This is a genomic window from Streptomyces sp. SCA2-17 (assembly GCF_044336695.1).
Genome location: NZ_CP117521.1, coordinates 486394 through 498917, shown reverse-complemented (window position 1 = coordinate 498917; position 12524 = coordinate 486394). Strand labels below are relative to the sequence as shown.

Annotated in this window: 12 protein-coding genes; 5 read left to right on the top strand and 7 right to left on the bottom strand. The window is 72.2% G+C overall.

All coding sequences use genetic code 11. From position 1 onward, the window contains the following. Window positions 1-196: 196 nt before the first annotated feature. Window positions 197-940: a GntR family transcriptional regulator gene (locus tag PS271_RS02165; protein WP_398379590.1), complete on the bottom strand. Its 744-nt coding sequence runs from the start codon at window positions 938-940 to the stop codon at window positions 197-199. A gap of 153 nt (window positions 941-1093) precedes the next feature. Between PS271_RS02165 and PS271_RS02160 the strand changes: the two genes are divergently transcribed. Then, the gene (locus PS271_RS02160) at window positions 1094-1840 is read left to right on the top strand and encodes an SDR family oxidoreductase (protein WP_398379589.1); all 747 of its coding nucleotides are present in this window, start codon (window positions 1094-1096) and stop codon (window positions 1838-1840) included. Window positions 1841-1855: 15 nt separating this feature from the next. On the opposite strand, the gene sigJ is transcribed toward PS271_RS02160, so the two are convergent. Next, window positions 1856-2743: an RNA polymerase sigma factor SigJ gene (gene sigJ, locus PS271_RS02155; protein WP_398379587.1), complete on the bottom strand. Its 888-nt coding sequence runs from the start codon at window positions 2741-2743 to the stop codon at window positions 1856-1858. 105 nt (window positions 2744-2848) lie between these two features. Here sigJ and PS271_RS02150 point away from each other — a divergent pair, with 105 nt between their 5' ends. Then, window positions 2849-3679 (top strand): alpha/beta fold hydrolase, encoded by an 831-nt coding sequence (locus tag PS271_RS02150; RefSeq protein ID WP_398379585.1) that lies wholly within the window; start codon window positions 2849-2851, stop codon window positions 3677-3679. Window positions 3680-3769: 90 nt separating this feature from the next. Here the strand turns inward: PS271_RS02150 and PS271_RS02145 are convergent, their stop codons facing one another. Then, window positions 3770-4189, bottom strand: coding sequence for a VOC family protein (locus PS271_RS02145; RefSeq protein WP_398379584.1), 420 nt, complete (start codon window positions 4187-4189; stop codon window positions 3770-3772). Window positions 4190-4352: 163 nt separating this feature from the next. On the opposite strand from PS271_RS02145, the gene PS271_RS02140 reads away from it, so the two are divergent. Continuing rightward, window positions 4353-5192 carry an ATP-grasp domain-containing protein gene (locus PS271_RS02140; RefSeq protein ID WP_398379583.1) on the top strand — a complete coding sequence of 280 codons (840 nt, stop codon included), beginning with the start codon at window positions 4353-4355 and terminating at the stop codon, window positions 5190-5192. Window positions 5193-5256: 64 nt separating this feature from the next. On the opposite strand, the gene PS271_RS02135 is transcribed toward PS271_RS02140, so the two are convergent. Next, window positions 5257-6453 (bottom strand): MFS transporter, encoded by a 1197-nt coding sequence (locus PS271_RS02135; protein ID WP_398379581.1) that lies wholly within the window; start codon window positions 6451-6453, stop codon window positions 5257-5259. A 373-nt stretch (window positions 6454-6826) separates the two neighbouring features. Here PS271_RS02135 and PS271_RS02130 point away from each other — a divergent pair, with 373 nt between their 5' ends. After that, window positions 6827-7909 (top strand): alpha/beta hydrolase, encoded by a 1083-nt coding sequence (locus PS271_RS02130; protein WP_398379580.1) that lies wholly within the window; start codon window positions 6827-6829, stop codon window positions 7907-7909. On the opposite strand, the gene PS271_RS02125 is transcribed toward PS271_RS02130, so the two are convergent. The 3 genes from PS271_RS02125 to PS271_RS02115 all read right to left on the bottom strand — a co-directional run bounded on the left by PS271_RS02125 (window position 7803) and on the right by PS271_RS02115 (window position 11325). Next, entirely contained in the window at window positions 7803-8654 is an 852-nt protein-coding gene (locus PS271_RS02125) for an SGNH/GDSL hydrolase family protein (protein WP_398379578.1), read from the bottom strand. The genes PS271_RS02130 and PS271_RS02125 overlap by 107 nt on opposite strands. A gap of 135 nt (window positions 8655-8789) precedes the next feature. Next, window positions 8790-10385 carry an RICIN domain-containing protein gene (locus PS271_RS02120; RefSeq protein ID WP_398379576.1) on the bottom strand — a complete coding sequence of 532 codons (1596 nt, stop codon included), beginning with the start codon at window positions 10383-10385 and terminating at the stop codon, window positions 8790-8792. Window positions 10386-10611: 226 nt separating this feature from the next. Then, complete coding sequence (locus PS271_RS02115) at window positions 10612-11325, bottom strand: TetR/AcrR family transcriptional regulator (RefSeq protein ID WP_398379575.1); 714 nt, start codon at window positions 11323-11325, stop codon at window positions 10612-10614. A 164-nt stretch (window positions 11326-11489) separates the two neighbouring features. Here PS271_RS02115 and PS271_RS02110 point away from each other — a divergent pair, with 164 nt between their 5' ends. Then, a complete protein-coding gene (locus PS271_RS02110) occupies window positions 11490-12440 on the top strand; it encodes an NAD-dependent epimerase/dehydratase family protein (protein ID WP_398379573.1) in 951 nt (316 codons plus the stop codon). Window positions 12441-12524: the final 84 nt, after the last annotated feature.

Sequence of the window (12524 nt, the reverse complement as noted above, 5' to 3'; positions counted from 1 at the left end):
GATGCGCACCGTCGCGGCGGCTTGATCTCCACGGGCCCGGAACACCGGCCGGCACATGTCCCGCCGCCGCGGTGCTGAGCCCCTACGGTGAACGCCCGGCGGAATACGAGCCCGCCGCAACCGGCGCGTGCGGTGGCGGACATCGTGGGCTTGCTGCCCACCGGCACGGCCGTGGCGGACCGCCGTGAACGTACCGTCAGCCTGCCGCCAGCAGCTGGACCCCCGTCTCACCGAAGGTGAGCCGGCACGTGTCCGCCCGGTACGTCGCGACGGCCACCGCCGCCGTGGCGCCCTCGGCGAAGTAGCGCGTGGTGACGAGGAGGACGGGCGCGCCGGGCAGCCGGTCGAGCTGCTTGGCGTCCTCGGCGCGGGCCGAGCCCAGCTCCACCGCGCGGTCCTGGCCCTCCAGAGTGAGCCGCTGCAGCTCGCGCAGGACCGTCCGCGCGCGGGCGGCGCCCGACGCGGTGTCGATCGCGGCGAGGCCGGGGACGGAGTGCCCCGGCACGTAGAGCAGTTCGGCGGCGACGGGCTGGCCGTGCGTCCGCCGGATCCGGCGGACGGTGTGCACCGGCCGCCCGGAGGGCGTGCCCAGCAGCCGGGCGACGGCCGCGGGCGGGGCCGCCTCCAGGCAGTCGACGGCCTGCCAGGAGTCCGCGGCGGTGCCGGGCCACACCTGCTCGGCGTCACCGACGGCCACGCCCACGCGGGGCGGGGCGACGGTGGTGCCGACGCCGCGGCGCCGCTGCAGGCGCCCTTCGAGCTCCAGTTGTTCGAGCGCCTGCCGGAGCGTGGCCCGTGCGACGCCGAACCGGGCGGCGAGCTCCCGCTCGTTCGGCAGGATCTCACCCACCGCGAACTCGGAGTCGAGCGCCTCGCTGAGCACGGTCTTCAGGTGCCAGTACTTCGGCTCCGGCACCGTGTCGAGCTGCGTGGTCCCCACCCTGATCCTCCGCAAAGCATTTTGCGCGCTTCTTTATTAAAGGTTGTTGCAGTATGGCGACCATAGGACGGTGCCCGGACTTGGTCAAGACCAATGCCCCGATTACCGTACGGGCGGAAGACACCGGAAGACACAGGCGAGGGGGACGGGGCGATGGATCAGGTCACGGTGGTCACGGGAGGCGGCCGGGGGATCGGCGCGGCCGTCGCGGTGCGGCTGGCGCGCGCCGGCCACAGCGTGGGCATCGGCTACGAGCACGCGCGCGAGGCCGCCGAGGCGACGGCCGAACAGGTCCGCGCGGAGGGCGTCCGCTGCGTGGTCGTCCAGGCCGACACCAGTGTGGAGAGCCAGGTCGACACGCTGTTCGACACGGTGCGCGCGGAGCTGGGCCCGGTCACGGGGCTGGTCAACAACGCGGGCATCACGGGCCTGCTCGGCCGGTTCACGGAGACGCCGGTGGAGCGGATGCGCCGCGTCGTCGACGTGAACGTGACGGGCGCGCTGATCTGCGCCCGCCGCGCGGCGCTGGAGATGTCGACCCGGCACGGCGGCCGGGGCGGTGCGATCGTGAACATATCCTCGGGCGCGGCCACCCTCGGCAGCCCCGGCGAGTACGTGCACTACGCGGCGAGCAAGGCGGCCGTCGACGCGATGACCATGGGCCTGTCCAAGGAGCTCGCCGAGGAGGGCATACGCGTCAACTCCGTGCAGCCCGGCCTGATCGTCACGGACATCCACGCGTCGATGGGCTTCCCCGACCGGCCGAAGCACAAGGCCGCCGTCGTGCCCATGGGCCGCGCGGGCGAGCCGGACGAGGTCGCGGGGGCGGTGGCGTGGCTGCTGTCACCGGACGCGTCGTACACGACGGGGGCGGTACTGCGGGTGGCCGGCGGGCTGTAGCCACGCCCCGACCCCCTACGACGCCGCGAGCCCCCCGAGCTTGTCGGGGTTGCGCACCAGGTAGACCGCCACGATCCGGCCGTCCGCCACATCGAGGCTGAAGGCGGTGTCCGGGCGGCCCCCGGACAGGACGAGCGCGCCGGGCCGGCCGTTGATCTCCAGGAAACGGACCTCTGCCTCCGGCAGGGGCTGATGCGCCACCGCGTACAGGAACCGCCCGACCTTCTCCGCGGTCTCGATGACGCGCAGCGGAGCCTTGGCCTTGCCGCCGCTGTCGCCGATGAGGCGCACGTCGGGCGCGAGCAGCTCCAGCAGGTTCTCGATGCTGCCGCCGGTGGCCGCCGCGAGGAACTTCTCGGTGAGGTCGCGCTGCTCGGCCGGGTCCACGGTGAAGCGCGGTCTGCGGTCGTCGACATGGCGGCGGGCCCGGCTCGCGAGCTGCCGCACGGACGCCTCCGAGCGGTCGAGAGTGACGGCTATCTCGCCGAAGGGGAAGCCGAAGGCCTCCCGCAGCACGAAGACCGCCCGCTCCAGCGGCGACAGGGACTCCAGGACCACGAGCACGGCGAGCGAGACCGAGTCCGCCAGCACCGCCCGCTCGGCGGTGTCCGGGACGGCCGGGCCGTAGTCGGTGGCGATCGGCTCGGGCAGCCAGGGGCCCACGTACGCCTCGCGCCGCGCCTGCACCTGGCGCAGCCGGTCGAGGGCCAGCCGGGTGGTGACCCGGACGAGATAGCCGCGCGGGTCGCGCACGTCCTCGCGGCCGGCGCCGGACCAGCGCAGCCACGCCTCCTGGACGACGTCCTCGGCGTCGGTGACGCGGCCCAGCATCCGGTAGGCCACCCCGGTCAGGACCGAGCGGTGTTCTTCGAAGGCGTCGAGCGCGGCGTCACGTGCGGTCACCGGGCCATCGTACGGCTCTTCGCACAGGGTCTACCCTGCGGTAACCCTTACTGACATCCTGTCTCAATACCCCGGCGGTCACCCCAGGATGACGAGGAGCCACCCATGGCCGACACGGTCGTCTTCCCCATCGACACCCCCTCCGGACGGCGGACGGCGGAGGTGTCCTACGAACGGCTCGGCGGCGGAGAGCCGCTGGTGCTCCTGCACGGCATCGGCCACCACTTGCAGGCGTGGGACCCGGTCGCCGGCATCCTCGCCGCCGAGCGCGACGTCATCGCCGTCGACCTGCCCGGCTTCGGCAATTCGCCCGCACTGCCGGACGGCGTCACCTACGACCTGCGCGGCGTGGTCCCCGTCCTCAGAGCGCTGTTCGAGGTCTTGGACCTGGACCGGCCGCACGTGGCGGGCAACTCCCTCGGCGGGCTGCTGGCGCTCCAGCTCGCGCACGAGAAGCTCGTACGGACCACGGTCGCGCTGTCGCCCGCCGGCTTCTGGACCGAGGCCGAGCGCCGCTACGCCTTCGCCGTGCTGCGCGGGTTGCGGCGCGGCGCCGAGTCGCTGCCCCCGCAGGCCGTCGCCCGGCTGGCCCGCACGGCCGCGGGGCGCGCGGCGCTGGCCGGCACCATCTACGCCCGCCCGGGCCGCCGTTCGCCCGACGCCCTGATGGCCGAGATGCGGGCGCTGCGCGAGTGCGCCGGCTTCGAGGCCACCATGGCCGCCGGTCAGCGCGTCCTCTTCACGCACGACATCGTGGACGTCCCCGTGACGATCGCGTGGGGCACGCGCGACCGGCTGCTGCTGCGCCGCCAGGGCGTCCGGGCCAAGCAGGTGATTCCCGGGGCGCGGCTGGTCCGGCTGCCCGGCTGCGGGCACGTGCCCATGAACGACGACCCGGCGCTCGTCGCGAGAGTCATCCTCGACGCCACGCGCTGAGGGCGGCCCGGGGCGGGTGCGGGCATCGCCGGGCCGGCCGGCCCGGCCCGGCGGCCCGGACCGGCCGGTGATCCGCCGGGCGAGCCCTGCCTACGCGTTGGACCAGTCGCGCGTGGACAGCACGAGGCGGTAGCCGTCGGGGTCCTCGACGGTGACGCCCCACGTGTCCCAGTAGGGATTGTGGGCCTCGACGCGCCTGCCGCCGTGCGCCTCCAGGCGGTCGACGAGCTCCTGCGGGACCTCCTCGGCGACGTAGATGACCAGGAGGTCCTCCACGGTGGGCACGGGCCGTACGAACTCGCCCTCCGAGACGACCAGTTCGAGGTGCCAGCCCGCGTCCGGCCAGCCCAGCATCAGCAGGGAGTGGTCCTCCCGGGGCGGGGCGTCCGGGCCGGCCTCGTGCCGGAAGAGGACCGACAGACCGAGGCCCCCGGTCCAGAACCGTTCCGCCGCCGCGAGGTCGCGGGACGGGCGGGCGATGCGTACATGAGCCTTGCCGTCGACAGGCACGCCGTATCTCCTTAGCTCGGCAACATCGGCAACATCGGGGACCTAGGCGGCACCGGACCTCGGGAACGCCGGACGATCTCCGTCTGACCTGCACGGATATCATCGACCGGACAGCCCGTGGGCCGTCAATGGGGCCCCTGGGCAGCACCGTGTCAGGAGAGTCATGCCGTCCGCCGCCCAGCCCCGTGTCCTCTACGTCACCGACCTCGCCTACCCGGCGCGCGGGCGCAGGTACTGTGACGAGGACATCTTTCTGTCCTCCCGGCTGCGCGAGGACTTCGACATCGCCCTGTGCCACCCGCTCGACGCCGCCGCGCTGATGGACGCCTTCGACGCCGTCGTGGTCCGCAACAGCGGCCCCGTGCTGCACTACCAGGCCGCGTACGACGACTTCGCCCGCCGCGCGGCCGAGGGCGGCGTGCGCGTCTACAACCAGCTCACGGGCCGGGCCGACATGGCCGGCAAGCAGTACCTGCTGGACCTCACCGCCGCGGGCCTCCCCGTCATCCCGACCGCCGACCGCGCCGAGGACGCCGGCCGCCTGCCCGCCGCCGACGAGTACGTGGTCAAGCCGAAGCTCGGCGCGGACTCCATCGGCCTGCGCTTCGTGCCGCGCGAGGAGCTCACGGACCTCTCCTACGGCCCCTCCGGCAGCGTCCTCGTCCAGCCGCGGATCCGCTTCCGCTACGAGGTGTCGTTCTACTTCGTCGACGACGCCTTCCAGTACGCCCTCCACGCGCCCGACCCCGCCCGCCGCTGGGAGCTCGTCCCCTACGAGCCCACCGCCGAGGACCTGGCCTTCGCGCAGCGCTTCGTCGACTGGAACGCGATCGAGCACGGCATCCAGCGCGTGGACGCCTGCCGCACGCCCGAGGGTGAGCTGCTGCTGGTCGAGCTGGAGGACCTCAACCCGTACCTGTCCCTGGACCTCGTGGCCCCGCAGACGCGCGACGCCTTCGTCGACGCCTTCAAGGCCGCGCTGCACCGGCTGCTGGAGAGCTGAGCCGGCAGGGAGAGGGCCAGGAGAGGGCCGGGGGCCCACGACTGGGTTCCGGGTAGGGCGGGGGTCACCTTGAGGGTTTGCGTACCAGGCAGGTGGCCGCGAGGGAGAGGACAGCGGCGGCGGTCGCGGCCCAGGGGACGAGGCGGATGTGCCCGGCTTCGGCCAGGGCTTCGGCCAGGAGGGGGAACGTGCCGCCGAAGAGAGCGATGGAGAGGGTCAGGGGCAGGCCCATGGCCAGCACGCGGATCCGTACGGGGAAGAGGCGGGCGAAGAAGACGTTGGCGGTGGCGAGGGGGCCGGCCAGGCAAGCCAGCACGAGGGTCGCCGCGATCCACGGAGGAAGGCGCTGCGCGCTGACCGCCGCGTAGGCGGGGACCGTGGCCAGCGCGGTGAGCAGCAGGCCGGTGCGGAAGACCGGCCGGGCGCCGACACGGTCCGCCAGGGCTCCGGTGGCGGCCATCATGGCGAGGAGCAGCAGCAGCGGTGCGACCATCGCCGCGGTGTCCCGCGCGTCGGCCCGTCCTGCGGTGTGCCGCACGTATTCCGGCAGGTAGGTGATGGTCAGGTAGAAGCCGGAGGTGAGGCCGGCCGTCATGAGGAAGACGGCCGTGGCGTTGCGCCTGACGAGGCGCCGGGAAGGGGAGCCCTGTCCGTCTTCGTCCTGGCGGCCAGAGCGGGTGCAGGCCAGGAATTCCGGGGATTCCGCGGCCCAGCGGCGGATCAGGACGGCGGTGAGACCGAGCAGCCCGCCTACGGCGAACCCGATCCGCCAGCCGCCCGCGCGCAGCTCCTGCGGACCGAAGTGGGCGAGCAGAGCCGCCAGGACCAGGTAGCACAGCACCGTGCCGAGGATCACTCCGCCGTAGGAGATGCCGCTGTAGAGCATCCGGCGCCCCGGCGGGGCCGTCTCGGTCACGTACGCGGCCACGGTGGAATTCTCGGCTCCCACGGCCAGGCCCTGGACGATGCGCACCAGCACCAGGAGCACCGCGGAGCCCGCGCCGATACCGTCGGCGGTGGGCAGGGCCGCGAGGGCGAAGCAGCCGGCCGCCACCACGGTCATGGACAGCAGCATCGCCGCCCGGCGGCCCCGGCGGTCACCGAACCGGCCGAGCAGTACGCTGCCCAGCGGCCTGGCCAGGAAGCCCACGGCGAATCCGGTGTAGGAAACCAGTGTCCCCGGTGCACCGGGCGCGACCAACTGGCCGGAGAAGAACGGGACCAGCAGCGCGTAGATGGTCCAGTCGAATGTCTCGACCACGCTGCCCGCCGTGGCCGCCCACAGGCTGCGGCCTCCCGCCGTCCGCCTGCCCCCGCCACGGTCTTGCCCGCCGGTTTCCCCTGGTTCCCGCAACATGCTCCGTATCTCCCCTGTTCTCCGTCTTTCGCGCGCGCCGACCCCCTTGGTGTGTCCACCCGTGTCGGGTGGACACTCGGTGGGCCCACCCGTTTCGGTGCGTCCAGCCGTGTCGGTGTGTCCACCCGTTCGGCGTTCCCGGCATGCGACCGGAGCAGGTCCGGGGTGAGCTGAGACTGCGGCGAGAGCTCCAGCGGCAGGGGCGCCGGGCAGGGCATTCCCGTCACACGACACACGAGCGGCAGGGCCGCACCCGCCCCGGACAAGGAAGCCCGGCATGACCGACCGGCCCGACTGGCCCGCCCGACCGGCCCGACCCGCCCGACCGGCTCTGGAACCGCAGGTCCAGGCGCTCATCGCCGACGTGCATCCGCCGTTCTGCTTCCAGATGCCCCTGGCCCAGGGCCGCAAGGCCATGGAGGAGAACCAGGCCACAACCGTCGCGATGCCGGCCGTCGACGAGGAATGGATCATCATCAGGGGCGGGCCCACCGGAGTGGTGGACCTCCGTATCGTCCGCCCTGCCGGGGCCGCCGGAGCACTGCCCGTGATCCTCTACCTGCATGGCGGCGGCTGGGTCTTCGGCAGCGCCCGCACCCATGACCGGCTGGTGCGCGAGCTCGCTACCGGTGCGCGGGCCGCCGTCGTCTTCCCGGAGTACAGCCCCGCCCCCGAGCACCGCTACCCGGTCGCCATCGAACAGGCCTACACCGCCGCCCGGTGGATCACCACCGACGGCGCCTCCAAGAACCTCGACCCGGCCCGGATCGCCGTCGCGGGCGACTCGGCCGGCGGCAACATGGCAGCGGCCCTCACCCTGATGGCCAAGCAGCGCGGCAGCATGCCCCTCACGGCCCAGGTGCTCTTCTACCCGGTCACCAACGCGGCCTTCGACACCCCCTCCTACCACCGGTTCGCCGAGGGGTACGGCCTGCGCCGCGACGCCATGCAATGGTTCTGGAACCAGTACACCAGCGACGAGACCGAGCGCACGCAGATCACTGCCTCGCCCCTGCGGGCCACTACTGACCAGCTCACCGGCCTGCCGCCGGCACTCGTCATCACCGCGGAAGCAGACGTCCTGCGCGACGAAGGCGAGGCCTACGCCACCAGACTCCGCACCGCGGGCGTCCCCGTCACCGCCGTCCGCTACACCGGCGTCATCCACGACTTCGTCGTGCTCAACGCCTTGCGCCCCACTCGCGCCGCCGAGGCAGCCATCCGTCAGGCCACGGCCTACCTCGCCACCGCACTCACTCGGACACCGGCTGCGCCCGCAGCCACCCCGTCACGTCGCCGGTCGCCGCCGCCCCGCCGGCCGGCGGTGTCACCCAGAACGCCCGGCCCTCGTCCGCGCTGAAGTGCGCGCCCGCCCGGCCGTCACCGGACGAGCGTCCCGTCAGGCGGCGTCCGATCCACGGCACGAGGTGCTCGCGCGTGAAGCGGGCGTCGGCGGCGCGGCGCGCCGCCCAGCCGGGCCGGACGGCCGGGGGCAGCGCCGCGCGCCAGTCGGCCTCCGGCTCGTGGCCGAGCGCCTGCCACACGGCCTCTGCCACCCGCCGGTGCCCCTCGGCGTTCAGGTGCAGCCGGTCGTCGGCCCACAGCCGGTCGTCGCCGAGCACCTCGGCGCCGAAGAGGTCCACGACCACGGCCCCGTGCCGCTCCGCGAGCGCGTCGACGAACGAGAAAAGCTGCTCCATGCGGGGCCGGAACCGCTCCAGGACCGGGCCGCGCCGGCCGGGGCTGCGCATCAGCACCAGCTGCTTGCAGCTCGGCGCGAGCCGGTCGGCGGCCTCCGCCAGCCTGGCGCACACCTCGTCCACGTCGCACTTGGGCCGCAGCACGTCGTTCAGCCCGCCGACGAGCGTCACCACGTCCGCGCCCAGCGCGGCCGCCGCCGCGGACTGCTCGTCCGCGATCTGGCCGATCAGCTTGCCGCGTACGGCGAGGTTCGCGTACCGGAAGCCCGGGCTGCGGGCCGCCATCCGCGCGGCGAGGAGATCGGCCCAGCCCCGGTAGGAGCCGTCCGGCAGCCCGTCGGACATGCCCTCGGTGAAGGAGTCCCCGACCGCGACAAAACTGGTGTACGTGGCATTCATCTGCATGGCCCGCGCGATCCTACTCCTCCGGCTCCACCCCTGGCCGCCCCGGCCCGAGCTGATCCCCGTGCCCGGACGCGCCGTGTCCCCCTGCCGGCCCGTAGGCAGGGGGACGCTGTTGTTCAGGTCGTACGGGTCAGATCACTTGCAGGTCACGATTCCGATGGCGAGGCCGCCGAGGGCACCGGGCATCGCTCCGGCGCCGCCCGCCTCGATGGTGCCCACGAAACCCCCGATGATTCCTGCGACCATCTTGTCTCTGATGCAGTTCAGCTTTTCCTTGTTCTTGTCCTTGTTGTCCTTGTCTTTGTCGTCGGCGGCGGTACGCATCGCGAGGGCCGTCTTCTTTGCGAGGGCCGTCTTCGCGGCGACGGTGCCGACCGGGGCGGGGTCCGCGGTGCCGACGGAGAAGACCGGCGGGGTCACGGTGCCGTCGATGGTGCTTCCGGTGACGCCGTCGATGGTCTGGGTCACTTTGTTCCCGTCGACGGACGTGTTGATCTTGTGGGTGGTGCCGTCGGTGGCCTTGACCGTGCCGGGCAGAATCGTCGCGATCGTGCTGCCGTCGGTGTCGTCGATGGCTCGCACACCGCCCTTGTAGGCGGTCAGGTGGGTGCCCTTCGGCATGTCCACGGTGTTCGTCGTGGTCGTGGCGAGGGCGGCAGGCTTGACGTCCGGGCTTCCGGTGCCGGTGCCGGGTGCGGACGTGCTGGTGCGGGCGACGTACATGGTGGATCCGGCCGTCGAGTTGATGACGGGGACGGTGACGGTCGCGTCCGTGGTCCACGGCTGGTTGTCGGTGTCGAAGGTCCACGTGCCGGTGACCTTCTTGCCGACGGCGGCGAAGTCGACCCATCCGTAGCTCTTGGCCGGGACGTCGATCGCGATGCCGTTCACGGTGGTCTCGTCGGAGGAGTAGGTCTGCGTCGCGGTGAGCTGGCTGGAGATCATGGCCTGGACCGGGGCGGAGACACCGACGGAGCTCGACACGCCCGCGGAGTACGCCTGTGCCCAGCCGGAGTGGTAGATCGTGGTGAAGACCTGCTTCATGGTGCCGCTGGTGTCGTTGTACCAGACCGACGAGGCGGGCTGACGCGGCAGGACCTCGGGCTGCCCCTCGGACTTCTGCGTCCACGAGCAGGTGGAGGTCTTCTTGGAGCACAGGTCGGCGTAGAAGTCGAGGGCGAGCTTCCTCGCCTCGGCCGCCTTCGACGCGGGGACCGTCCATTCCTGGCTCGCACTGCCGTTGCAGACGTTGGGCTGGGCGAGGATGCCCCACAGGTGGAGGCCGCCCCGGTTGTCCATGCACCACTCGGTGCCGCTGCGGTCGTCGCGGCGGACGATGCCGAAGGTGTTGGGCTTGCCGTCGACGGGGCGGAAGTTCCACTGCTCGCCGTCCTGGCCGCAGGACTGCTGGACGGCGGGCTGGGTGGCGTAGACGCACTTCCCGGAGGAGGTGCTGGCGATGTTGAACGTGCCGGGGGCGCCGAGCTTGATCAGCCGCCAGTTCCGGTAGTTGGTGCCGTCGGGAGTGACGGAGATCTGGTTTCCGTCGTTGTTGCCGGTCGCGTTGAGGGTGCCGTCCGGGTTGGTGAACGTCCAGGCATCGGAGTCCGCGGCCTGCGCGGTGGCGGCGGTGGCGGTGGTGGCGGTGGCGACGGCGCCGCTGGTGAGCATGAGCAGGGCGAGGAACGGGGCCGCTATGAGGCGTCTGACGCCCTTGGGGTGTCTCAGCATGTGACCTTCCGGGGTGAGTCCGTGAACTTCCTGTGAAGCGTGACGAGCCTATGAAGACCCCCCGACGCATCGTCTGACCCTTTGCCGGCTCGGCCTGATGTCAGCCACGGGGTGGTCGCAGTCCTCACGCCACGAGTGTGCAGGGGCTGATGAAATCGGACTGAAAAAACGACCCCGCCGTGCACACCGTCAGCCGCCTGAGTGCGACCGGTTGGGTGGAGCCGGGTCAGGAGAGGCGAAAGGCGGTGGCCAGCATGCTCATCTGGGCTCTCAGGAGCGTTCGGGCGTGGTGGCCCATGCCCGCGTACTGGCCGGGCACTTCCAGGTGCGCGGTGCCGTGCAGGTGGGACCAGGCGAGCACCGGGCCGGCAAGGGCGCAGCCCGCGTTCGGGGCGTCGGGGGTGAGGCCGGCGTACTCGCGCAGCCAGTCGGCGGCCGTTTCGTCCTGGCGCAGCCAGGTGGTCATTTCGTCGACGACCGGCTGGACGGCATCGGTGGGCCGGCCGGTGGCGAAGACCTTCACGAAAGGGCCCATGCCGGCGCGGGCGCGGCGCACCGTGTCGGGCGGGGCGGCGTAGCCGGGGATCGAGTTGCCCTGGATCAGCAGGTAACGGTGGGGTTCGGCGGTGGCCCAGTCGAGGTAGGCGTCGGCCAGGCGGTGCAGGGCGGCGGCGGGACTGTCGGGCAGGTCGGCGGCCGCGTGCCGGATCGCGGCGGCGGCGTCGTCGTAGGCGTCCCGGACCAGGTCGTGGAGCAGGTCGTCGCGGCTGGCGAAGTACCGGTACAGGGCCGGGCCGGACAGCCCGATCTCCTTGGCGATGCGGGTGAGGGCCACGGCGGAGGCTCCGCCCTCGGCCAGCTGTGCCAGGGCGATCTCCTTGATCTGGACGCGGGTCTGCTCCCGGTAGCGGGCCCGGGGACTGGATGCTGCCGCGGCCATGACGTTCCTCCTGTGCTGTCCGGTGTCGCGGGTCCGGAGCACTCAGTAGACCTTGCCCGAACCGCACCCGAGAGAGTTATAGTGTCTAACAGATGTGAGTCATCGTAACGTACGGGTCGCCTCGCGCGGATAACAGTCCGTACGAAGAGCAGGAGGGCATCCTCATGAACGCCGCTGATGTGCACGTCGTCCTGGGTGCGGGCCCCGCGGGCACCGCCGTCGCCACCGAACTCGCCCGCCGTGGCCAAGGAGTCCGTCTCGTCGACCGCTCGGGGGCCGGGGAGCCCGTCGACGGAGTCGAACGCCGCAGGGGCGATGTGAGCACCGTCGAGGGAGCGCTGGCGGCGATCGAGGGCGCCGGCGTCGTCTACCACTGCGTGAATGTCGCCTATCACCAGCAGGTCGAGGTGATGCCCGGCATCCAGAACGCGATCCTCGGCGCGGTGGAGACCACCGGGGCACGCCTCGTCGTCCTCGACACCCTCTACCCCTACGGCGAAACGCGCGGTCAGGTCATGACCGAGGACACCCCGTGGAACGCGACCGGCGCCAAGGGCAGGATGCGGGCGGCCCTCGACGAGAAGTACCTGGCCGCGCACCGTGACGGCCGAGCCCGCGTCGTGCTCGGCCGCTCGGCGGACTTCGTCGGCCCCGGCGTGCTCAACTCCACCCTGGGCGGCGCCGTCTTCCCCGGCGCCCTGACCGGAACCGAGGTGCTGGGCCTGGGGGACATCGACCTGCCTCACAGCTACACCGACATCCGCGACGTCGCCGCCGGCCTGGCCACCCTGGGGGAGCGCCCCAAGGGCGACGGCCGCGTCTGGCACCTGCCCACCGCCCCCGCCCGGTCCACCCGCGAGGTCTTCCAGCAGATCGAGCGGAAGGTCGGGCAGCCCCTGAAGATCACCATCATGAGCGAGCCGCGCCCCTTCGGGCCGTTCGACGAGGTGTTCATAGACTCCTACGCCGAGCTGTTCTACCAGCACACCGAACCGCAGGTGATGGACTCCACCGCGATCCAGGAGACCTTCGGCATCAAGCCGACCAGCTTCGACGCGACCCTGGACGACACCCTCGCCTGGTACCAGGCCTTCCTTGCCCGGGCCCGTAACTGACCGTAGGTGTTGTGCGGTCAGCTCCTCGACCTGCTGTTTCCCACCGGGCCGCGGTGGTCGTCGACGGCGTCCGGAACCTCCTCC

What these genes read in the sequence shown, in the direction of transcription:
- PS271_RS02125 (WP_398379578.1), bottom strand. Translation starts at nt 8,654, where the DNA reads ATGCAGATGAATGCCACGTACACCAGTTTTGTCGCGGTCGGGGACTCC.
- PS271_RS02130 (WP_398379580.1), top strand. Translation starts at nt 6,827, where the DNA reads ATGACCGACCGGCCCGACTGGCCCGCCCGACCGGCCCGACCCGCCCGA.
- PS271_RS02160 (WP_398379589.1), top strand. Translation starts at nt 1,094, where the DNA reads ATGGATCAGGTCACGGTGGTCACGGGAGGCGGCCGGGGGATCGGCGCG.
- PS271_RS02140 (WP_398379583.1), top strand. Translation starts at nt 4,353, where the DNA reads ATGCCGTCCGCCGCCCAGCCCCGTGTCCTCTACGTCACCGACCTCGCC.
- PS271_RS02115 (WP_398379575.1), bottom strand. Translation starts at nt 11,325, where the DNA reads ATGGCCGCGGCAGCATCCAGTCCCCGGGCCCGCTACCGGGAGCAGACC.
- PS271_RS02120 (WP_398379576.1), bottom strand. Translation starts at nt 10,385, where the DNA reads ATGCTGAGACACCCCAAGGGCGTCAGACGCCTCATAGCGGCCCCGTTC.
- PS271_RS02150 (WP_398379585.1), top strand. Translation starts at nt 2,849, where the DNA reads ATGGCCGACACGGTCGTCTTCCCCATCGACACCCCCTCCGGACGGCGG.
- PS271_RS02110 (WP_398379573.1), top strand. Translation starts at nt 11,490, where the DNA reads ATGAACGCCGCTGATGTGCACGTCGTCCTGGGTGCGGGCCCCGCGGGC.